The organism is Achromobacter sp. EG18, from assembly GCF_059759395.1.
This window is the reverse complement of the sequence record NZ_CM186213.1, coordinates 5156788-5175498: the sequence shown is the minus strand read 5'-3', so window position 1 is coordinate 5175498 and position 18711 is coordinate 5156788. Positions and strand designations below refer to the sequence as shown.

The following is an 18711-nucleotide window of genomic DNA, read 5'->3' as shown; positions in this document are numbered from 1 at the left end:
CCCTGGGAAACCCGGCCACCGGGTCAACACAACTTTCAACTGGCTTTCCAGATTACGGCCTGTCGCGGGCCAGATCAGGCGTACTGCGCCAGGCCGCGTCCCAGCGACCAGTTTTCTTTCACGACCTCGACGAGACTGACGAACACGTCCTCGGACCGGATGCCGGGATTGTCGCCAAGCAATGCCGCGATCCGCTGGAACAACGCCTTCTTCTGCTCCACGCCGCGCGTGTTGTTCGCGGTGATCTGAATGAACACGAGATCGTCGCTGCGGGCGACATCGAGGTAAGTCGCACCGTAGCGAAAGTTCGCGGCCTCGTGCTCGGTCAGGAACATGAACTGGTCGTCTTCGGGAACATCGAATGTCTCGCGCATCGCGCGATAAACGCCATCGAAGATCGCCTGCCTGTAAGCCTCCGTCTTTCCGGTACGCAACGAGATATGAGCGAGCGGCATCGTGGATTCCTCCATGGTTGTCAGCCTTCATGTTATCTATTCTGATAACGTATAGATCTTTATTTCAACGATAAACTATTGAAATGACTGAGCGCGCCCTCGACCTGGAAGCCGTCCGAGCCTTCATCCGCATTGCGGAACTCGGGAGTTTCACCCGCGCCGCCGAAGCCTTGCAGACCACGCAGGCGGCGGTCAGCCTGCGGCTCAAGCGGCTCGAAGACAGGCTGGGATTCAGGCTTGTCGAACGCACGCCTCGCAGCGTGGAACTTTCTGCACAGGGCGCGACCTTTCTCGAACATGCGCGCGAACTCATGCAGGCCCATGACCGGGCGGTCTCGGTTGTCGCGCAAACGCGGCGGCGTCTCGCCATCGGCATCAGCGACCATGTCGCCGGCCCGGAACTGCCCGCCTTGATTGCCCGCATGAACGCGCAGGACCCGCAACTGCTGATCGAAATCCGCATCGGATCGTCAGCGGAGCTGCTTCAGAGTTTCGACCGCAGGGAACTCGACACGGTGATCGTCCGCTTCCACGCGGGCCGCGGCGATGGAGACCTCCTCGCCGAAGAGAAGTTTGGCTGGTTCGCCATGCCGGGCTGGCAACATCGCGCGGGAACGCCCCTGCCGCTGGCCACGATGGCCGAACCTTGCGGCGTGCGCGCCATGGCTGGACAGCTGCTCGACGAGGCAGGCATACCCTGGACGGAAGTATTCGTGGGCGGCGGCGTGATGGCGGTCGCGGCCGCCGTGATGGCCGGGCTCGGCGTTGCCGCGCTCTCCGCGCGCATGGTGCCGTTCGGGGCGGTCGACGTCGGGCCCAGGCTGGGGTTGCCGGAATTGCCGCGCCTGCCCATTCTGCTTCATACCAGGGTCAGGGACAGCCGGGCGCGCGACGCGCTTGCCGCGCTCTCGGCGGCCTTTCGCAGCGTGGCGCGAAACTGAGGCAGGCAAACAACAGCGGGCAACAAAAAACCCGCAGAACCAATGTTCATGCGGGTTTGTGACATTGCCGGCAAGGCCGGGCAAGGGCTTGGGGAAATCTTGGCGGACAGAGGGTCACCCGTACACTTTGCGGAGACCCGTATAAACACTGCGTTTTCAAAGTTTGAAAACGATAGATACCCGCAAAAATACCCTATACCTGTTGGAAGCGCGGGTTGGCATCGAGCTACTGACCATGCCCACCGCGACCTGCAGCGCCGGCACTTACCCGGCGCGCCGCCGGCGGCCGCCGCGCGCTGCTGGCCACGTCCACCACCACCTGCAGCGCCAGCTCCTGGCCAGCGCGCCGCCAGGGGCCGCTGCGAGCTGCTGGCCACGTCCACCACGACCTGCAGCGCCGGCACCTGGCCAGCGCGCCGCCGGCGGCCGCATCGAGCTGCTGGCCACGTCCACCACGACCTGCAGCGCCGGCACCTGGCCAGCGCGCCGCCGGCGGCCGCGCGCTGCTGGCCACGTCCGCCACCACCTGCAGCGCCAGCACCTAGCCAGCGCGCCGGCCGGCGCCGGAGCGCGATCGAGGAATCTGAGCGACGACGGCGAGCGCACCAGAAACCGGCGTGGCAGAGCGCCTTTTCAATATTTCGGGAGGGGCTGGGAAAAACCTAACCTTCCTAACCAGACATAGCGAATCGGGCGGAGCGCCTTTATTCATGCGGGTTTCCGACGTTTCGGAAAACCTAACTTTTTCCTAACCAAAGCCTAACCCGGTTAGGTTTCTATACCCTAACCTTATAAAAAATAGATATCCATATAAATCAACGACTTACGGAGAGGTTAGGTTTCAGGTTAGGTCAGGTTAGGTTTTGAACCTAACCAAAATTGTCCATACAAATCAACGCTTTACCCATCATTTTCAGGCCCGGTTAGGAAGGTTAGGTTTTTCCCAGCCCCTCCCCCAATCTGCGCAGAAGTTGAGCAAGTCGCCTTGTGTCGCACATCCAGGGCATCAATCCGCGTCCCTACTGCGTCGCTTTGCGTCAACCGACAAGGCCCCAAATCGGGCCGCTGAGGCGCTTAAAGCTTGGCAGTGGAGGGTGACGCAGGGGTGAGTCTTTTTTTGCCCATTTAGCGCGCAGGCGTGGAGGGGGGAAGACTGCGCGCCAGAGGTGGTGACGGGTCGATCTACTGTATATTTGTACAGTACTATGAGGTGCCCAACATGACCCTGCTCGACCGTCCCCCACCTACGCCCATGCCTGCGGCGCGCATACGCGAGCTGTACGCCCGCAACCCCACCACCGAGACCTGCGCCATGGCCTGGGAAATCTGGCGCCTGCAGCGCGTTCTGATCGCTTTGGAAGCCGGCATGCGAAACGCGGCAAACCTGCGCCATCGCCAGGATGTGATTGACCAGGTCACCGGCCTGCTGGAATACATCCAGGGCGAACCCTGTCTGACCGAGCCGCTGGCAGTAAAACAGGGGCGCAAGCGCGGCGAGCGTCGGTAAGGGCCAGGCCTGCAGACCAGCGCGCGGCGCGGACGAAAAAAAACCCCGCTGATGCGGGGCTGATGCCTGTGGCTTGGGCGCACTACTCGTCGCCTTCTCCGGGGATCATGTAGGGCTTGAAGCGCACAACCTCATCGCCCAGCCAGTCATTGATTTCCAGGAACTTGGCCTGCAGCGGCTCCAGCTCGTTACGCGCGAACACCTTCGCCGCCGATATCGGCGTGCCGAAGCCGCCCGAGTTCGTCGGCACCAGGCCCATGAGCTGCGGCGGCACCCGGTGCGCGGCGAGCACGTCATCGCGCGACACGTTCTTGATGTTGAAAAAGTCATCGCGCGCGGCCACCTCGCTAACCGGGATGATCTGCATGCCGTCTTTCTTGCCGCCGGGTGCATAGACAAAGAGGTTGCGGAAGTTGCCCGGCCCCTTCGAGTTCTTCATCGCCTCGCGGATGTCATCGACATAGCCACCATCCGGCAGGGTGTCCGTCACGTACATGATGAATCCCGCATGACTGCCGTTGTGGTAGTACTTGCGCCGGAACAGCGTCGCCGACTCGTTCAACCATGCGGCATTGAGCGCGGCCAGGTATTCGGGCAGTCCATAGATTTCCTGGTTGATGTCGGGCTGCATCAGCTGGCACACCGTGCCGGCGCGGAATTCATGCTCCTGGCCGGAGCTGGGCAGAAAGAAGAAGCGGCCAGGCTCTACGCCGCGCCGCGTGTACTTCGCAAGCGCATGCTTCATCATGATCAGCTTGCCCGTCATGCTGTCCAGCCGCTCCGCGTAGGTGTTGCCGAAGGTCAGAAAGTCGATGGCCATTTTCAGGCAGGTATCACGGCCAAACGCACGATGCGGCAGCAGCGTGGAGGCCAGGATATTGGCCTTGAAGTAGATAGCCGAACTGTGGTGCGGGCTGGCCCGGAACGTCTTGGACAGGCCGCCGAAATTGATCGGCGGCTCATACCAGCGCCCATTGCGCCAGCACTCCAGATAGTCCAGTATCTCGCGCCGATCAAGCACCGGCACCGGGTCGCCGAAGGTGAAGGCCTCGACCTTTTCAGGCATGGGCGCCGGCGCAGCGCTGGCCGCCTTGCTTTTCCGTTTCATCCGTAAATCTCCATGAAGCTTTTTCCGACGCCTGCGGCGCCTTCCAGGGGTTCCCAATCCAGCGCGTGCATCAGCGCCCAGGCCAAGTCGGCGTGTCCGGTCTCGCTGGCCCGGCCGGCGTCGTATGTGACACTGCGCCCGCTGGCGGTTGTGGTCTTGCGAATTGCCATGAGCGACTGCGCCAGGTCGGTGGCGCCGGCGTCGAACTCCAGGCGTTTATTGCGGATCACGTCCCCCGCCTTGAGCACCAGGCGGCCTTTGACCTCGGGCGAATAGCTGTAGGACCGAACGCCGGGAAAGAACTGCTTGACCAGCTGGAACACGCCCTGCCCCATGCCGGTCGCGTCGATACCGATGTAGGCAACGGCGTACCGCTTCGTGATTTCCTCAATCTTTTTGGCCTGCGCTGCGAAGTCCATCCCCCTGAACTGGTGATACTCCAGCACGCGGAACTTGCCGCCGGGGGTGCGCGGCGCTGCCAACACGACACAACCGGCGGAATCCCCCGACAACGACGGGTCATATCCCACCAGCACCGGCCAGTGTCCGTAGGGCCGCAGCAGAAATTTCTGCACGTCGACCCACTCGACCATGGAATCCACCATGCAGCCCTGCAGCACCGACAGCGGGAAGATGGATGCGGTGTCATCGATGAAACCGCACATCAGCAGGTTTTCGAACTGATCGGGGCTGTACTCAAGCCGCAGCTCATCGATGTCAAAAAGGTTGCAGCCGCCAGCCTCGGCGTCCAGGATGGTGACGATCTGCCGCCAGATGCGGTCATCACACTGGTGGCCATTCTTCAAAATCGAGTGCGCCAGCTCAATGGCCACTTGATCGCGCTTGGCGCGGCGCTTGTTGAACACGTCGCCAGTCCAAAGTGGATAGGCTTCGTGGGCCATGCTGGACGGGGTAGAAAAATAGGTCTTGCGCCAGTGCTTATGCAGCGCCATGCCGCTGGCCACCTTGTTCAGCTCGGCGAACTTCGGCACCCAGAAGAACTCATCGAAGTAGAAATTGCCGTGGTAGCTCTGCGCCGTGCGTGCGTTCGTCCCCAGAAAGTACAGGTGCGCGCCGTTCGGCAGGACGATGGGATCGCCCTTGAGATCGACGTCCGCGGCCTCTCGCGCGAATTGAACGATGTACTGCTTGAAGACGTGTGCCTGCGCCTTCGAGGCGGACAGGAAGATTTGATTTCGGCCCGTCCTGATCGCATCGTCCAGCGCCTCGCGCGCGAAGTACCAGGTTGCCCCGATCTGCCGCGACTTGAGGATCATCCGGGTTCGCTGATCGCCGTTGCGTAGCCAGACCTTTTGATAGTCGAAGAGAGAATCGCGGAACGCCTGTGACAGCTTTTGCGCCTGTTCGTCGCTGATCGCGTTGCGCTCGGGCTTGCGCTTCGGCCCAGCATTGCGCCGGTCAAGCGCGGGGTTCAACGTGGAATCGCGCCCGTCCTCATCGAACTTGCGCACGCGCGCCGTGCGCTCAAGCTGGCGCCCCAGCAGGTCGATTTCCTTGAAGTCGCGCCCGTCCTTCTCAGTCTTGGCGATGAGCGTACACAGGCGCGCATCAAGCGCGGTCTCTACGCGCTCGACCGGCGAAGCCTTGTCCCAGCCGTCGCGCGTTTTCCAACTGTGAACCGTGGTGCGCTTTTCGCTCAGGTGGCGGGCAATGGACGAGATGCGCCAGCCCTGCCAGTACAGGTCACGGGCGACGCGGCGCGGGTCGATGTGGTCGGTGGATTGCAACATGCCGCCATCCTGCCGGGCTTCTCCGCGCGCGCGTGAAGCCGTCTCTTCTGGATCGCACGCGCACAACGCCGCGCCGTTGAGTGGCCGGGCGGCGGGGGCCAGTATGGCAACACCCGAACACCACCGACGAGCCAAACCCTATGAAAAAAGACCGCTGGTTTACCGTGGCCACCGAAGGCCAGACCACCGATGGCCGCAACATCCAGCGCACCTGGCTGGAAGAGATCGCGGCAACCTACAACCGCGAGAAGTACGGCGCGCGCATCTGGATGGAACACATTCGCGGCGTCGTGCCGGAAAGCCCGTTCTGCGCCTATGGCGATGTCCTGGCCGTGCGCACCGAAGAGAACGATGAAGGCAAGCTCACGCTGCAAGCGCAGCTCGACCCCACTCCCGCGCTGGTGTCCATGACGAAGGGCCGCCAGAAAATCTATACGTCCATCGAACTTCAAGAAGACTTCGCCGGCACCGGCAAGTGCGGCTTGGTCGGCCTGGGCGTCACCGACAGCCCGGCCAGCCTGGGGACCTCCATCCTGCAATTCGCCGCCAAGAATCCTGCATCCAACCCGCTCGCTGGCCGCAAGCAGTCGCCGGAAAACCTGTTCTCCAGCCTGCTGGAAACGCCCCTGAACTTCGACGAAGAGGCCAAGCCCACCGACGACACCGCCAAAGCCCTGCAGGGGTTCGCCGCCTTCTTCCGCTCCCTGCTGCCGAGCCAGCCGCAAGCCGCAGCACCGCAGCCCCCGCAGGTGGCCACCGCGCCGGTTGACGTGGCCGCCGCAACACAAGCCTTCAACGCACTGGAAGCCGCGATCAAGAAGACCACCGGAGACCTGGCCGACGCCGTGACCAAGGTCAGGACCGAGATGGAGGAATTCAAGAAGAACGCTGCGACGGCCAAGGAACTGGCCGAGCTGCGCGCCCAGCTCGACAAGACGCCCGGCAACCACTCGCAGCGCCCGCCGGCCGCTGGCGGTAACGGCCGCGTGAAAACGGACTGCTAACGCGGGCCGCCCCTGCCCCATCAATATCAACCGGAACCACAACATGCGCAACGAAACCCGCGTCCTCTTCAACGACTATCTGCACAACCTGGCCCAACTCAACGAGGTCGATAGTGTCGCCCACACTTTCAACGTCGCGCCGACCGTGCAACAGACGATGGAAACCAAGATCCAGGAAAGCTCGGCCTTCCTGACCAAGATCAACATGATCGGCGTCACCGAACAGCAAGGCGAAAAGCTGGGCCTGAACCTGTCCGGCCCCATCGCCTCGCGCACCGACACCCAGACCAAGGACCGCGAGCCGCGCGACCTGACCACGCTGGACGTGAACGGTTACTACTGCCGTCACACCAACTTCGATTCGTTCATTCCCTACGCCAAGCTGGACGCCTGGGCGCACTTCAAGGACTTCGAGACCCGCATCCGCGATCTGCTCGTCCAGCGCCAGGCGCTCGACCGCATCATGATCGGCTTCAACGGCACCAGCGTAGCCGCTACGACCAACCCCAGCGCCAACCCGCTCCTGCAGGACGTGAACAAGGGCTGGCTGCAGAAGATGCGCGAGTACGCGGAAGAGCGCGTCATGAACGAGGGCAAGACGACGGGCAAGGTCCAAGTGGGCGCCAGCGGCGACTACAAGAACCTGGACGCCCTGGTCTACGACGCCATCACGCTGCTGGACCCGTGGCACCGCGAAAGCGCCGGCCTGGTCGCCATCGTCGGCCGTGGCCTCATGCATGACAAGTATTTCCCGCTGGTCAACCAGGACAGCCGCGCCACCGACACGCTGGCGGCAGACCTGATCATCAGCCAGAAGCGCATCGGCGGCCTGCCGGCGGTGCAGGCGCCATTCTTCCCGGAAAAGAAGGTGCTCATCACCACTCTGGATAACCTGTCGTTGTACTGGCAGATTGGCGGCCGCCGCCGGCACATCGAGGAAAACGCCAAGCGCAGCCGGGTGGACACCTACGAAAGCTCGAACGATGACTACGTTGTGGAAGACTACGGCCAAGCCGCCATGGTCGAAAACATCGAGCTGGTGCAGGCCTGACCATGACCAGCCCCGCACAACAACACCGCACGCGGGTGCTGGCCGCCCGCGCAAGCGCTGCCGATGGCGACGCCCCGGCCGTCATGGGCGGCATCTACGGTCAGATGATGGCCAAGCTGACCCAGGACCGGCGGCGCCTGCACGATATCCAGTCCGTGGAGCGAAAGGTAGCCGTGAAACGCGAGTTGGTCCCCGAGTACGCCGACTACCTGCAGGGTGTATTGGCGGGCGATGGCGGCCAGCCTGATGAAGTGGTGACCACGCTGATGGTGTGGCACTTCGACATCGGCGCATTCGCGCCCGGCCTGCAGCTCGCCGACTACGTACTGCGCCATGACCTGCAACTGCCGGAACGGCTCAAGCGCAACACGGCCACCCTGCTGCTGGACGAGGTGGCCGGCCAGGTCGCCAACGGCGCAGTGTCCAAACCCGACGAAGCCATGCAGGTGCTGCAGGAAGTCGCGCGCCTGGTGGACGGTCAGGACGCGCCGGACCAAGCCCGCGCCAAGCTGCACTTGGCCCTGGGCAAGACGCTGGCGGCCCAGGCCGGCGAGGAGCCGCGCGGCCCGCAGCTGGAAATGGCGCGGGCCAGCGTCGCACAACTGCGCCGCGCTGTGGAGCTGCACAGCGGCGTGGGCGCGAAAAAGCTCATCGAACAGCTGGAACGCAAGATCAAGAACGCCGGCGACGCCGGCTAACCGAGTGCCCCCAAGCGCACGGCGGCGCGGGCGGAAGGTCGGTCACAGACCGGCTGGATGCCCGCCCACCGCCGATTTCATGAGAACAGGCCATGAGCTTCATCGCAACCGCACCCGCGCCCCGCACCGAACCGCCGCAAACGGTCGGAAATGATGGCTTTTTCCCGGATATCGACCTGGCCGACGCCCGCGAGACGTTGCGCCTGGATGGCACGGTGACCGCACCGCGCCTGCGCTTCGCGCTCGTTGGCGCCATGCTGGAAGCCGGCAATAGCCTGGCCGCATGGAAGGCTATCCAGCGCGCCAAAGGCTACACCCAGCTCCAGGAAGTCCCGGCGGAAAAGATCGACGGCGCCACCCGCCTGGAACACGCCTACCGCCGCGCCGTCTACAGCCTGGCCAAAGCCGACCTGATCGAACGCATGACAGACTACGACGCCACGGCCGCCGGCCAGAAACGGGCGGAATGGCTGGACGAGGCGCCCAGCGACCACCGCCGCAACGCGCGCTGGGCCATCGCTGATGTCGTCGGCGCCAAGCGCAATATCGTGGACCTCATCTGATGAAAGTCCGCGCTCAACAAGGCGACACCGTGGATGCGCTCTGCTGGCGCCACCTCGGCACGACACGGGACGTGGTCGAAGCCACCTACGAACTCAATCCCGGCCTGGCCGACCTCGGCGCGGTGCTGCCGCACGGTCATGTGGTTGTCCTGCCGGATGCCGCCCCTCAACCTACGGCGGCGCCTGCCGTCAAACTCTGGGACTGAACCCAATGGCCGAACCCTCGACCGTATCAAGCGCCGTGGCTACCACGCTGGTATCTGGCGCGGCCCTGTCGCAAATCCTGCCGCTGATCGACGCAAACGCGGCCTTCGGCGCTGTCATCGGCGCCGCCCTGGTGGCGAGTACCAAGAAAGACCTCACCTCCTGGAAGCGCTTCGTTTCCTTCCTGGTCTCGGGCCTGTGCGGCTACGGCGGCGCCGGCGAAATCGTCGCCCGCGAGCTGGCCAAGGAATCCTTTCTGCCGGCGCTGATTGGCGCGATCGTCATCGTGCCGCTGGCGCTCAAGCTGCTGGCCAAAGCACCGGACTTCGACCTCGGAAGCATTTTCCGAGGCTTTGGGGAAAAGAAATGATCGACCTGCACCCCACCCCTGCGCTGTCCCTCATCGCGGTGGCCTGCGCCCTTCTGTACGCCGGCACGGCGAGCCGCTTCCTCTGGTATCAGCCCAATGGCGCACGCCATCGACGTGTGCTGTCGTGTCTGGCCACTGCTCTGATTGCAGCGCTGTTCTGCCGCGCCGTCGAAATCCTGCTGCTGCACTCGCCGGCCAGCCTGTCCGAGCTGGTCATCGCCGCCCTGCTGTTCGCCGGCGCCTGGCGCGCACGCGGCAACTTGGCAACGTTCACCCGAGGAAACCCCGATGTCTGAAATTCTGCGCAAGGGCGCCATCGGCCAGGCCGTGGCCGACCTTCAATCCGATCTGCAGCGTGCCGGATACAAGGTTGAACGCACGGCGATCTACGACGACGCCACGCGCGGCGCGGTGGCAGCGCTGCAGCGGGCCACCGGCTTGGTGGTCGATGGCGTCTATGGGCCGAAAAGCCGCGCCGCGCTGGCACACTACGATGTGACGCGCTTTCTGCGGGAACCCGACCTGATCGCGGCCGCCGAGCGCCTGGGCGTCCCCTTGGCCAGCATCAAGGCCGTGAACGAGGTGGAAGCGAACGGGCGTGGCTTTCTGCCCGATGGGCGCCCCGCAATCCTGTTCGAGCGGCATGTCTTCCATGAACGCCTGCGCGAGCATGGCATCGACCCGGCACCGCACACCGCGCGCCTTCCTGCCATCGTCAATCCCAAGCGCGGCGGCTACGCGGGCGGCGCGGCCGAGTACGTCCGCCTCGCTGCCGCGATCCAGATTTGCCGCCCTGCAGCGCTGGAGGCCGCGAGCTGGGGCGCCTTTCAAATCATGGGCTACCACTGGCGCCGGCTGGGGTTTGAAAGCGTGGAAGCATTCGTTGCCGCGCAACAGGAAAGCGAGGGTGCGCAGCTCGCCGCCTTCGTGGGCTTCATCGAGACCGATCCGGGTCTGCATAAAGCTCTGGCCGGCCGCAAGTGGGCGGCATTCGCGCGCGGCTACAACGGCCCGGCCTACGCTGAAAACCTCTATGACGTGAAGCTGGAGCGCGCCTACGCGCGATTCTCCGAAAAAGACGCGGGGCAGGCAGCATGAACACGTTCCTGCGAGCCATCGCGCCCTATGCGGCAACCGCCATCCTGGCCGTGGTGGTTTGGTTCCAGCGTGGCGACATCGCGCGCCAGGATGTCGCCATCACCGCCTATGGCCAGGTGATCGAGCGCCAAGCCAGCGACCTGGCGGACCTGGGAAACCGCATGACCACCCAGCGCCTGGACCTGGCGCAACTGGAGCGCACGCAAGACGACTTCCGCAACGCGCTGGACCAGCGCACGTTCGACCTTGAAAGGCTCAAGAATGAAAATCCGCAAGTTCGCAGCTGGGCTGATACTGTGCTGCCTGATCCTGTTGCAAGGCTGCGCCAGCGCCCTGCCCTCGCCGGGGCCGCGGCTTACGCTGAATACCTGCGCACCCGTGACCCCGTGCAGTCTGCCGGCGGCGGCGCCAAGGACTGACGGCGATCTGAACCTGTTGATAGACCGCCTTGAGGCCGCCTGGGCTATGTGCGCGGCCAAGGTGGACACCATCATCAAATGCCAGGACGAGGCGAGCCATGCGAAAGGCCAATGAGCTGCGCGAATACCTGACGCGGCACAACGAGTTTCTGTCCACGAACCCGGACAGGCTGCATGTTTTCGTTGACGACGGCAGCATCCATTGCACGGGAACGCGTAACCTCTCGCACGAATATCGGTACACCCTCACCATCGTGGTGACCGACTACGCGGGGCAGGCCGACACCATCATGCTGCCCCTGTTGGCTTGGCTTCGCATCAAGCAGCCCGAACTGCTGATCAACCCGGAACGACGCGCCAGCGCAATCCAGTTTGATGTTGAGCTGCTGAGCCATGAGTCGGCGGACATTGAAATCAAGCTGCCGCTCACCGAGCGCGTAGTGGTGAAGCCATCGGGCGCCGGTGGCGCCCTGGTGGCCGAGCATGCCGACGAACCTGCCGACGCCGAACTGCCGGCCGAAGATGAGGAAATCACCATCGTCATCCCGGGCGCGGCCCCGGTTACCGTCACTGTCCCGGCGTGGCGCCATCCCGATGAGTGACGATTTCTCGGACGTGCAGGCCTGGGCGTCGGCGCTGCTGGCGCAGCTGCGGCCAGCCGAACGCCGCCGCGTGAATCGCGCTGTGGCCGTGGAGCTGCGCCGCACCGAGGGCCAGCGGATTGCGGCCCAGCAGAACCCGGACGGCACGCCCTACGCCCCAAGGCGTACCAAGAACCTGCGTGGCAAGCGCGGCGCCATCCGTCGCAAGATGTTCACCCGGCTGCGCACCGCGCGATATCTGCGCGTAGAGGCCAGCGACACCGACGCGGTGGTCGGCTACAGCGGCCGCGTAGCGCGCCTGGCCCTGGTTCACCAGGAAGGCCGCAGCGACCGTCCGGCACGCGGCCAGAAGCCCGTGCGCTACCCGCGCCGCAAGCTGCTGGGATTCACCGAACGCACCCGTGAAATGGTGCTCGACACCTTGGCGCGGCATCTGGCCGGCCAAGGCCTGTAGCACGCCGAAGCACAAGGCGCGCCCCGTGCGCGCGCGAAGGCGGCCCGGCAACATGGCCGCTATGCATGAAATCGCCGAACTCTTCCGCCTCATCTCCAACCTGATCCGCATCGGTACGGTTTTCGCCGTTGATCTGGCCAGCCAGCCGGCGCGCGTGCGCGTCGCGTCGGGCGACCTTCAAAGCAACTGGTTGCCGTGGCTGGAGCTGCGCGCCGGCACGACAACGACGTGGAACCCGCCGACCATCGGCGAACAAGTCGTTTTGCTGTGTCCTGACGGCGACCCCGCCGCCGGCGTGGTGCTGATGGGTTTGAACTCGGATGCGATACCCGCCCCGTCCGCCAGCGCGGCGGAACACGTCACGCGCTACCCGGACGGCGCCCGCATCGTGTACGACCACGAGGCCGGCCAGCTCACGGCTGAAGGCATCAAGACGGCAACGGTCACCGCCAGCGAGTCGGCCACCCTCAAATGCCCGGAAATCACCCTTGACGGCAATGTGACCGTGACGGGTCTGTTTACCTATCAGGCCGGCATGAGCGGCAAGAACGGCAAGGGGAACAACACGACTATCACCGGCGACCTTCGCCACACCGATGGCGACCTTTCCTCCCATGGCGTCATCCTGCATAAGCACCCCCACGGCGGTGTATTGCGGGGAGGGGCGCAGACTGACGCACCGGAGGCCACCGCATGACCTACATCGGGATGGACGCCAATACGGGCCTGCGAATCAGCGGCCGCCAACACCTGAATCAGTCCGTGACCAAGATACTCACGACGTCGATAGGGACACGCATTCGCCGCCGCCCCTTCGGCGCACTGGCCGCCGACCTGATCGACACCCCCACCAATGGCGCCGCCGTCCTGCAGCTCTACGCGGCGGCGGCCACGGCGCTGATGCTGTGGGAACCCCGGCTGCGTGTTCGCAGCTTGTCGGCCAGCGTCAGCGCAAACCGGCCCGGCGCCGTCGTGCTGAACATCATCGGCGAAGCCGACACCGGCGACCGCACCGAAAGCGTGTCCCTCTCCACCACCTTGAGCGCCTGACATGGCAAGCCCGAACATCATCGACCTTTCCCAGCTTCCCGCACCGGACGTGGTGGAAACGCTGGACTACGAACGAATCCTGGAGACGCGCAAGGCGCGGTATCTCGCCCTGTTCGCGCAAGAAGACCGCGACGCCGTGGCCAAGGCGCTGGCGCTGGAGTCGGAGCCGCTCGTCATCACCCTGCAGGAAAACGCCGAGCGCGAAGTCATCTTGCGCCAACGCATCAACGATGCCGCGCGCTCCGTCCTGCTGGCATTCGCGCGAGGCACCGACTTGGAACACATCGCAGCCGAGTATGGCGTAAGCCGCCTGGTCATCCGGCCGGCCGATCCCGTCGCCGTGCCGCCGGTCGAAGCCGTCTACGAAAGCGACGACGAACTACGCGAGCGCGCGCAGCTGGCATGGGAAGGCCTGTCAACCGCAGGCCCGCGCGATGGCTACGTCTTCCATGCCTTGACCGCGGACGGACAGGTCGCGGACGCGACCGCCACCAGCCCCGAGCCTTGCGATGTGCGCATCTGCGTACTCGCCCGCGATGGCGACGGCACCGCGCCGGCCGAGCTGCTGGACAAGGTACGCGCCAAGCTCAACGACGAGGACACCCGCCCCATGGGCGACCGCTTGACCGTCCAATCCAGCAGCATCATCACCTACAGCGTGCGGGCGGTTCTCCACATGAAAGGCGAAGGCCCGGGCCGGTCGGTCGCGCTGGAGGCCGCCACGCGCGCGTGTCGCGCCTACGTCAACCGGCCCCGCCGCGCCGGCGTATCGGTCTGGCGATCCGCTATCAATGCCGCGCTGCATGTCGAAGGCGTCGCGCATCTCGACTTGATCGAGCCGGCGGACAACCTGGTTCTCGACTCCACGCAGGCCGCCACATGCGTGGCGGTGGAAGTCTCCATTGCGCCCGGCGGTTGAAATGGCGAAAAAGCCTACTCTGCTGCCGCCCTCATCCACCCCGGTTGAGCGCAAGCTTGCCCAGGTCGGCGCCGACATCGAGGAAATCCCCTTGCCCTTGCGCAAGCTGCGCCGCGCGAGCACCACGCCCGCCCTGCTGCTGCCCTGGCTGGCTTGGGAAAGATCGGTGGACCGCTGGGACGATACCTGGTCAGAAGCGGCCAAGCGTAAGGCCATCGCCAATTCTTTCAAGATTCACCAGCTGAAAGGGACCATCGGCGCGCTGCGTCGCGTGGTAGAGCCGCTGGGCTATCTGCTGGAGGTGACGGAATGGCACCAGATGGCACCAGAAGGTCGGCGCGGAACGTTCCGGCTCACTATCGGCGTGCTCGATGGCGGCATTTCCGAAGCGATGTATTACGAGCTGGGCCGCCTCATCGACAGCACCAAGCGCCTGAGCCAGCACATGACCGGCCTGGCCATCGCGGTGGAAGTGCGGGCGCCCCTGAATCACTGCATCGCGTCCTATGACGGCGACGAGATGACCGTATACCCCTATCAACCCCAACCCGTGGAAGTCGCGGCCGCCACGCCGGCCGCCCTGGCCACGCACATCATCGACACCCTGACGGTATACCCATGACTACCTATTTCGGAATCCTGACCAAGATCGGCGAGGCCAAAGAAGCCAACGCCAAGGCGCTGGGCGTTCCCGTGAAAATCGCCGAGATGGAAGTCGGCGACGGCGGCGGCGTCCTGCCCGTCCCGGACCGCGAGCAGACATCGCTGATCGGCTCCAAGCATCGCGCGCCCATCAATCGGATATTCGTTGATCCGAACAACCCGGCGTGGCTGGTGGTAGAACAGGTCATCCCCGAGCAATTCGGCGGCTGGTGGGCGCGCGAGCTGGGATTGCGCGACGCGGACGGTGACCTCATTGCGGTCTCCAATTGCCCGCCCACGTACAAGCCGCAGATGGCGGAGGGGTCGGCGCGCACGCAGGTGGTGCGCATGGTGCTACAGGTTTCCAGCACCAGCAATTTCACGCTCAAGATTGATCCGGCCGTGGTGCTGGCCACGCGGGCATATGTTGACGAGAAGGCAATTGAGGTCCGGGTATATGCGGACCGAGAACTGGCAAAGAAGCTTGATAAGAATGGAACTGCAATAGCGGCCGAAAAGATCGCTACGCCGCGAAGAATATCTCTCCAAGGGGATGTTGTAGGCGAAGCGACTTTCGATGGCACCAAGGACATTTCCGTGGCGGCAAAAGTCACTCAGTTGAACCCCGACGATTGGGCGCTTGGCACATTCGGCGCCCGCAACAAGGAACTGTTGACCGTTCCTGGTTCCGGGGTATGGGCTGTGCCTGCCGGCGTCACTCGCATACGAGTTCGCGTTGTAGGAGGCGGAGCAGGCTTCAATGGGCTGCATGGCGGTGGCGGCGGCGGCTTCGCCGGCGGCACGTTCTCTGTCGAGCCCGGTGAACGAATTCCCTACGTTGTCGGCGCTGGCGGCCTCACGGGTGCGAATGGTGGATCCTCATCGTTCGGGGGGCTTGTGTCCGCCACGGGCGGAGTGGGAATTCGCGGTGGTCGCGGCTATGGTCCAAGGATTGCCCCGGGTGGCATGGGCGGCACAGGCGCAATTTTCAACACGGACGCAGTTGGAACTGGCGGCGGTGGCGCTGGCTCTCCGTATGGACCCGGCGGGGCTGGGGCAGACTACCTACCGTCCTCCAGTCAGGGCGTTGTCCACGGCCGAGCGGGCTCATCCGGCGGCGCAGGAGGGGGAGCATCAAGCGGAACGCCGCAAGGCGCCTACGGTCTGCCCGGTGGAATCGGCTCGTCGGATCAGGCCGCCCTTGCAGTTGGAATGGACGGCGGGGATTCAGTAGCCGGTGGCGGTGGTGGAAACGGTGGCGGCCTGGCAGGAAAAGGACAGGCGGCTGCGGCGAATGTTCGTGGTTCCGGTGGTGGTTGGGAAGGTGGGCAATCTACCCCGGCTTCGCGCGGTGGCAATGGCGGTATCGCAATCGAATGGTGAATCCAATGAAGCAATATGCGCGTGTAGTGAACTTCCAGGCAGTGGATGTCGTCCCAGAAACTGTCAACGGGTACAAGCTGTCTGATCGATACCACCCGTCTTTGCTCACCGAATTCCAGGAAGTTCCTTCCCAGGTCAAAGCGGGGTGGTACTTCTGGGATGGGGAATGGCAGGCTGAAAAGCCGGCCGCCCTGCAGGAGGAGCCGACGCACTACTAGCCAACGTCGATAGCTGTTGTATTGACCGCGCGGACAAGGTGAACTTCGTGCGCGCGCGAGACCAAGCCCCCAGAATTTGAGCGATCCCCGCCCGAGGTAGAGCGGGATTCAGCTCAACTCTCTGAGGGCTTTTTCATGGCACTTGATCAATACCACCACGGCGTGCGCGTCATCGAGGCCGACGACGGCACGCGCCCCATCCGCACTGTCTCATCCGCTGTGGTCGGCCTGGTGGCCACGGCCGAAGATGCAGACCCGAAAACCTTCCCGCTGAATACGCCGGTGCTGGCCACCAACATTCTGGCGGCCGCCGGCAAGGCCGGCACCAAGGGCACCTTGGCGCGCTCGCTGGATGCCATCGGCGCCCAGACCAACCCCGCTACGGTTATCGTCCGCGTCGCCCAGGGCGCCACCGAGGCTGAAACCACGTCCAACGTTATCGGCGGCGCCGGCAGCGACGGCCGCTACACCGGCCTCAAAGCGCTGCTGGCTGCGCAGAACTCCGGCCCCAAGCTGAAACCGCGCATCATCGGCATCCCGGGCCTGGAGAACGCCGCCACCACGGCGGCGCTGGCCGAGACCGCGCAGAAGCTGCGCGGCTTCGGCTATGCCAGCATGAAGGGTTGCGAGACCAAGGAAGACGCCGCAGCGTTCCGCGAAGGTTTCGGACAGCGCGAACTCATGCTGATCTGGCCCGAGTTCCTGGGATGGGACACGCGCGCGAACGCCGAAGGCATCATCACCGCGTCGGCCGCCGCGCTGGGCCTGCGCGCCAAACTGGACAAGGACATCGGCTGGCACAAGGTGCTGTCCAACGTCGCAGTCAACGGCGTCACGGGCATCAGCAAGGACGTCTTCTGGGACTTGCAAGACCCCGCCACCGATGCCGGCTACCTGAACGAGAAGGACATCACCACGCTGGTGAACCGCACCGGCTTTCGCTTCTGGGGTAGCCGCACATGCGCCGGCCCTTCGAGCCTCTTCCCGTTCGAGAACTACACGCGGACCGCGCAGATTCTGGCGGACACGATGGCCGAGGCGCACATGTGGGCTGTGGACGCGCCCCTGCATGCATCGCTGATCAAAGACATCCTGGAAGGCATCAACGCCAAATTCCGCCAGCTCAAGTCCCTGGGCCTGATTATCGACGGGCAAGCCTGGTACGACGAAGAGCCGAACACCAAGGAATCGCTCAAGAGCGGAAAGTTGGTGCTCGACTACGACTACACGCCCGTGCCGCCGCTGGAAGACCTGGGCTTCCGCCAGCGCATCACCGACCGCTATCTGCTGGACTTCGCGCAGCGGATCGCCGCGTAACCCATCCTGCCCAGCGCACGCCCGCGCTGGGCCATCTGCACATTCGGAGCCAATTCCATGGGACTGCCCACCAAGCTCAAAAACATGAACGTCTACAACGACGGCACCAGTTACGCCGGCGTCGCCACGTCCGTCACCCTGCCCAAGCTGACGCGCAAGATGGAAGCGTTTCGCGCCGGCGGCGTCGCCGGCGCCATCAAGGCTGACTTCGGCCTGGATGACGACGCGCTGAAAGTCGAATGGACTTGCGGCGGTAACGTCAAGCAAGTCCTGCAGCAGTACGGCGCCGTCGACGTTGCGGGCGTTCAGCTGCGTTTTGCCCAAGCCTACCAACGCGACGACACCAACGAAGTGACCGCAGTGGAAATCATCGTGCGCGGCCGCCACTCGGAGATCGACCGCGGCGAGTCGAAAGTCGGCGATGACACCGAATTCAAGATCGTCACCGAGTGCGTCTACTACAAGGAATCGCACGACGGCCAGACGGTCTTCGAAATCGACCTGGTGAACATGATTCACATGGTCGGCGAGATCGACACCATGCAGGCCATCCGAACCGCCATCGGCCTGTAACCCCCTTTTCCTGGAACCATCATGACCCAAAAGACCACCCCGAACCTCGACCAGCAAGCCCAAGGCGACGGCGCCGGCATCATCGACACTCTCGACCTGAAATCTGTTGACCTGGATGAGCCGATCAAGCGCGCCAGCGGCGACATCGCCCGCCTGCTGATCCGCAAGCCGAAGTCCGGCGCCCTGCGCGGCGTCACGCTCATGGCTCTGGTGCAGGTCGACGTGCAGGCGCTGACCACCGTACTGCCGCGCGTTTGCGAACCCATCCTGACGCCGGCCGAAATCAGGGATCTGGACCCCGCCGACCTGTTGAACGTGGGGGCCACGGTCGCCAGTTTTTTTATGAGCAAGGCGGAACGGCTGGCTATCCAAACTGCGTAGAAG

The 18711-nt window shown here is 64.2% G+C and carries 26 protein-coding genes; 23 read left to right on the top strand and 3 right to left on the bottom strand.

The window, feature by feature from the left end; translation table 11 throughout:
* Positions 1-74 precede the first annotated feature (74 nt).
* Positions 75-455 (bottom strand): tautomerase family protein, encoded by a 381-nt coding sequence (locus AC6CR5_RS23850; protein WP_026382496.1) that lies wholly within the window; start codon positions 453-455, stop codon positions 75-77.
* Between the two features lie 83 nt (positions 456-538).
* Between AC6CR5_RS23850 and AC6CR5_RS23845 the strand changes: the two genes are divergently transcribed.
* Together AC6CR5_RS23845 and AC6CR5_RS23840 are read left to right on the top strand one after the other, a co-directional pair.
* Positions 539-1396: a LysR family transcriptional regulator gene (locus tag AC6CR5_RS23845; protein WP_006388666.1), complete on the top strand. Its 858-nt coding sequence runs from the start codon at positions 539-541 to the stop codon at positions 1394-1396.
* A 1219-nt stretch (positions 1397-2615) separates the two neighbouring features.
* The gene (locus AC6CR5_RS23840; RefSeq protein ID WP_448202388.1) at positions 2616-2903 is read left to right on the top strand and encodes a hypothetical protein; all 288 of its coding nucleotides are present in this window, start codon (positions 2616-2618) and stop codon (positions 2901-2903) included.
* Positions 2904-2985: 82 nt separating this feature from the next.
* Here the strand turns inward: AC6CR5_RS23840 and AC6CR5_RS23835 are convergent, their stop codons facing one another.
* Together AC6CR5_RS23835 and AC6CR5_RS23830 are read right to left on the bottom strand one after the other, a co-directional pair.
* Positions 2986-4011: a phage portal protein gene (locus AC6CR5_RS23835; RefSeq protein ID WP_179841035.1), complete on the bottom strand. Its 1026-nt coding sequence runs from the start codon at positions 4009-4011 to the stop codon at positions 2986-2988.
* Positions 4008-5762 (bottom strand): terminase ATPase subunit family protein, encoded by a 1755-nt coding sequence (locus AC6CR5_RS23830; RefSeq protein ID WP_263914258.1) that lies wholly within the window; start codon positions 5760-5762, stop codon positions 4008-4010. Before AC6CR5_RS23830 ends, AC6CR5_RS23835 begins: the two co-directional genes overlap by 4 nt.
* Positions 5763-5902: 140 nt before the next feature.
* Here AC6CR5_RS23830 and AC6CR5_RS23825 point away from each other — a divergent pair, with 140 nt between their 5' ends.
* The 21 genes from AC6CR5_RS23825 (at position 5903) to AC6CR5_RS23725 (ending at position 18708) form a co-directional block, all read left to right on the top strand.
* On the top strand, positions 5903-6766 hold the full coding sequence (locus tag AC6CR5_RS23825) for a GPO family capsid scaffolding protein (RefSeq protein ID WP_448202387.1): 864 nt from the start codon (positions 5903-5905) through the stop codon (positions 6764-6766).
* A 43-nt stretch (positions 6767-6809) separates the two neighbouring features.
* A complete protein-coding gene (locus AC6CR5_RS23820; RefSeq protein WP_448202386.1) occupies positions 6810-7817 on the top strand; it encodes a phage major capsid protein, P2 family in 1008 nt (335 codons plus the stop codon).
* Positions 7818-7819: 2 nt separating this feature from the next.
* A complete protein-coding gene (gpM, locus tag AC6CR5_RS23815; protein WP_058664980.1) occupies positions 7820-8515 on the top strand; it encodes a phage terminase small subunit in 696 nt (231 codons plus the stop codon).
* Between the two features lie 92 nt (positions 8516-8607).
* On the top strand, positions 8608-9078 hold the full coding sequence (locus AC6CR5_RS23810; RefSeq protein WP_448202385.1) for a head completion/stabilization protein: 471 nt from the start codon (positions 8608-8610) through the stop codon (positions 9076-9078).
* Positions 9078-9284, top strand: a complete 207-nt coding sequence (locus AC6CR5_RS23805) for a tail protein X (RefSeq protein WP_006390738.1) — start codon at positions 9078-9080, stop codon at positions 9282-9284. Before AC6CR5_RS23810 ends, AC6CR5_RS23805 begins: the two co-directional genes overlap by 1 nt.
* Positions 9285-9289: 5 nt before the next feature.
* Positions 9290-9652 carry a putative holin gene (locus tag AC6CR5_RS23800; protein ID WP_172999746.1) on the top strand — a complete coding sequence of 121 codons (363 nt, stop codon included), beginning with the start codon at positions 9290-9292 and terminating at the stop codon, positions 9650-9652.
* Positions 9649-9948, top strand: coding sequence for a phage holin family protein (locus AC6CR5_RS23795; protein ID WP_172999747.1), 300 nt, complete (start codon positions 9649-9651; stop codon positions 9946-9948). Before AC6CR5_RS23800 ends, AC6CR5_RS23795 begins: the two co-directional genes overlap by 4 nt.
* The gene (locus AC6CR5_RS23790) at positions 9941-10750 is read left to right on the top strand and encodes an N-acetylmuramidase domain-containing protein (RefSeq protein WP_448202384.1); all 810 of its coding nucleotides are present in this window, start codon (positions 9941-9943) and stop codon (positions 10748-10750) included. Before AC6CR5_RS23795 ends, AC6CR5_RS23790 begins: the two co-directional genes overlap by 8 nt.
* Positions 10747-11169: an Rz-like lysis system protein LysB gene (lysB, locus tag AC6CR5_RS23785; protein WP_172999749.1), complete on the top strand. Its 423-nt coding sequence runs from the start codon at positions 10747-10749 to the stop codon at positions 11167-11169. The genes AC6CR5_RS23790 and lysB overlap by 4 nt, the downstream gene beginning before the upstream one ends.
* Positions 11063-11284: an Rz1-like lysis system protein LysC gene (lysC, locus tag AC6CR5_RS23780; RefSeq protein ID WP_232066841.1), complete on the top strand. Its 222-nt coding sequence runs from the start codon at positions 11063-11065 to the stop codon at positions 11282-11284. The genes lysB and lysC overlap by 107 nt, the downstream gene beginning before the upstream one ends.
* Positions 11268-11771, top strand: a complete 504-nt coding sequence (locus AC6CR5_RS23775) for a phage tail protein (RefSeq protein ID WP_448202383.1) — start codon at positions 11268-11270, stop codon at positions 11769-11771. The genes lysC and AC6CR5_RS23775 overlap by 17 nt, the downstream gene beginning before the upstream one ends.
* On the top strand, positions 11764-12225 hold the full coding sequence (locus AC6CR5_RS23770) for a phage virion morphogenesis protein (RefSeq protein WP_320566050.1): 462 nt from the start codon (positions 11764-11766) through the stop codon (positions 12223-12225). Before AC6CR5_RS23775 ends, AC6CR5_RS23770 begins: the two co-directional genes overlap by 8 nt.
* A 61-nt stretch (positions 12226-12286) precedes the next feature.
* Entirely contained in the window at positions 12287-12922 is a 636-nt protein-coding gene (locus AC6CR5_RS23765) for a phage baseplate assembly protein V (protein ID WP_448202382.1), read from the top strand.
* Positions 12919-13275, top strand: coding sequence for a GPW/gp25 family protein (locus AC6CR5_RS23760; protein WP_227739984.1), 357 nt, complete (start codon positions 12919-12921; stop codon positions 13273-13275). The genes AC6CR5_RS23765 and AC6CR5_RS23760 overlap by 4 nt, the downstream gene beginning before the upstream one ends.
* A gap of 1 nt (position 13276) precedes the next feature.
* Complete coding sequence (locus tag AC6CR5_RS23755; protein WP_058664989.1) at positions 13277-14194, top strand: baseplate J/gp47 family protein; 918 nt, start codon at positions 13277-13279, stop codon at positions 14192-14194.
* Position 14195: 1 nt separating this feature from the next.
* Positions 14196-14816 (top strand): phage tail protein I, encoded by a 621-nt coding sequence (locus AC6CR5_RS23750; RefSeq protein ID WP_238876241.1) that lies wholly within the window; start codon positions 14196-14198, stop codon positions 14814-14816.
* Positions 14813-16219, top strand: a complete 1407-nt coding sequence (locus tag AC6CR5_RS23745; RefSeq protein WP_448202381.1) for a phage tail protein — start codon at positions 14813-14815, stop codon at positions 16217-16219. The genes AC6CR5_RS23750 and AC6CR5_RS23745 overlap by 4 nt, the downstream gene beginning before the upstream one ends.
* Before the next feature lie 5 nt (positions 16220-16224).
* Positions 16225-16437 carry a hypothetical protein gene (locus AC6CR5_RS23740; RefSeq protein WP_448202380.1) on the top strand — a complete coding sequence of 71 codons (213 nt, stop codon included), beginning with the start codon at positions 16225-16227 and terminating at the stop codon, positions 16435-16437.
* Between the two features lie 135 nt (positions 16438-16572).
* Positions 16573-17754 (top strand): phage tail sheath protein, encoded by a 1182-nt coding sequence (locus AC6CR5_RS23735; RefSeq protein ID WP_448202379.1) that lies wholly within the window; start codon positions 16573-16575, stop codon positions 17752-17754.
* Positions 17755-17811: 57 nt separating this feature from the next.
* Positions 17812-18327, top strand: a complete 516-nt coding sequence (locus AC6CR5_RS23730) for a phage major tail tube protein (protein WP_058664993.1) — start codon at positions 17812-17814, stop codon at positions 18325-18327.
* Positions 18328-18348: 21 nt separating this feature from the next.
* A complete protein-coding gene (locus AC6CR5_RS23725) occupies positions 18349-18708 on the top strand; it encodes a phage tail assembly protein (RefSeq protein WP_448202378.1) in 360 nt (119 codons plus the stop codon).
* Positions 18709-18711 lie beyond the last annotated feature (3 nt).

Bases quoted from the DNA above. Each gene is read 5' to 3' on its own strand.
- AC6CR5_RS23850 (WP_026382496.1), bottom strand. From the start codon at position 455: ATGCCGCTCGCTCATATCTCGTTGCGTACCGGAAAGACGGAGGCTTAC.
- AC6CR5_RS23845 (WP_006388666.1), top strand. From the start codon at position 539: ATGACTGAGCGCGCCCTCGACCTGGAAGCCGTCCGAGCCTTCATCCGC.
- AC6CR5_RS23840 (WP_448202388.1), top strand. From the start codon at position 2,616: ATGACCCTGCTCGACCGTCCCCCACCTACGCCCATGCCTGCGGCGCGC.
- AC6CR5_RS23835 (WP_179841035.1), bottom strand. From the start codon at position 4,011: ATGAAACGGAAAAGCAAGGCGGCCAGCGCTGCGCCGGCGCCCATGCCT.
- AC6CR5_RS23830 (WP_263914258.1), bottom strand. From the start codon at position 5,762: ATGTTGCAATCCACCGACCACATCGACCCGCGCCGCGTCGCCCGTGAC.
- AC6CR5_RS23825 (WP_448202387.1), top strand. From the start codon at position 5,903: ATGAAAAAAGACCGCTGGTTTACCGTGGCCACCGAAGGCCAGACCACC.
- AC6CR5_RS23820 (WP_448202386.1), top strand. From the start codon at position 6,810: ATGCGCAACGAAACCCGCGTCCTCTTCAACGACTATCTGCACAACCTG.
- gpM (WP_058664980.1), top strand. From the start codon at position 7,820: ATGACCAGCCCCGCACAACAACACCGCACGCGGGTGCTGGCCGCCCGC.
- AC6CR5_RS23810 (WP_448202385.1), top strand. From the start codon at position 8,608: ATGAGCTTCATCGCAACCGCACCCGCGCCCCGCACCGAACCGCCGCAA.
- AC6CR5_RS23805 (WP_006390738.1), top strand. From the start codon at position 9,078: ATGAAAGTCCGCGCTCAACAAGGCGACACCGTGGATGCGCTCTGCTGG.
- AC6CR5_RS23800 (WP_172999746.1), top strand. From the start codon at position 9,290: ATGGCCGAACCCTCGACCGTATCAAGCGCCGTGGCTACCACGCTGGTA.
- AC6CR5_RS23795 (WP_172999747.1), top strand. From the start codon at position 9,649: ATGATCGACCTGCACCCCACCCCTGCGCTGTCCCTCATCGCGGTGGCC.
- AC6CR5_RS23790 (WP_448202384.1), top strand. From the start codon at position 9,941: ATGTCTGAAATTCTGCGCAAGGGCGCCATCGGCCAGGCCGTGGCCGAC.
- lysB (WP_172999749.1), top strand. From the start codon at position 10,747: ATGAACACGTTCCTGCGAGCCATCGCGCCCTATGCGGCAACCGCCATC.
- AC6CR5_RS23775 (WP_448202383.1), top strand. From the start codon at position 11,268: ATGCGAAAGGCCAATGAGCTGCGCGAATACCTGACGCGGCACAACGAG.
- AC6CR5_RS23770 (WP_320566050.1), top strand. From the start codon at position 11,764: ATGAGTGACGATTTCTCGGACGTGCAGGCCTGGGCGTCGGCGCTGCTG.
- AC6CR5_RS23765 (WP_448202382.1), top strand. From the start codon at position 12,287: ATGCATGAAATCGCCGAACTCTTCCGCCTCATCTCCAACCTGATCCGC.
- AC6CR5_RS23760 (WP_227739984.1), top strand. From the start codon at position 12,919: ATGACCTACATCGGGATGGACGCCAATACGGGCCTGCGAATCAGCGGC.
- AC6CR5_RS23755 (WP_058664989.1), top strand. From the start codon at position 13,277: ATGGCAAGCCCGAACATCATCGACCTTTCCCAGCTTCCCGCACCGGAC.
- AC6CR5_RS23750 (WP_238876241.1), top strand. From the start codon at position 14,196: ATGGCGAAAAAGCCTACTCTGCTGCCGCCCTCATCCACCCCGGTTGAG.
- AC6CR5_RS23745 (WP_448202381.1), top strand. From the start codon at position 14,813: ATGACTACCTATTTCGGAATCCTGACCAAGATCGGCGAGGCCAAAGAA.
- AC6CR5_RS23740 (WP_448202380.1), top strand. From the start codon at position 16,225: ATGAAGCAATATGCGCGTGTAGTGAACTTCCAGGCAGTGGATGTCGTC.
- AC6CR5_RS23735 (WP_448202379.1), top strand. From the start codon at position 16,573: ATGGCACTTGATCAATACCACCACGGCGTGCGCGTCATCGAGGCCGAC.
- AC6CR5_RS23730 (WP_058664993.1), top strand. From the start codon at position 17,812: ATGGGACTGCCCACCAAGCTCAAAAACATGAACGTCTACAACGACGGC.
- AC6CR5_RS23725 (WP_448202378.1), top strand. From the start codon at position 18,349: ATGACCCAAAAGACCACCCCGAACCTCGACCAGCAAGCCCAAGGCGAC.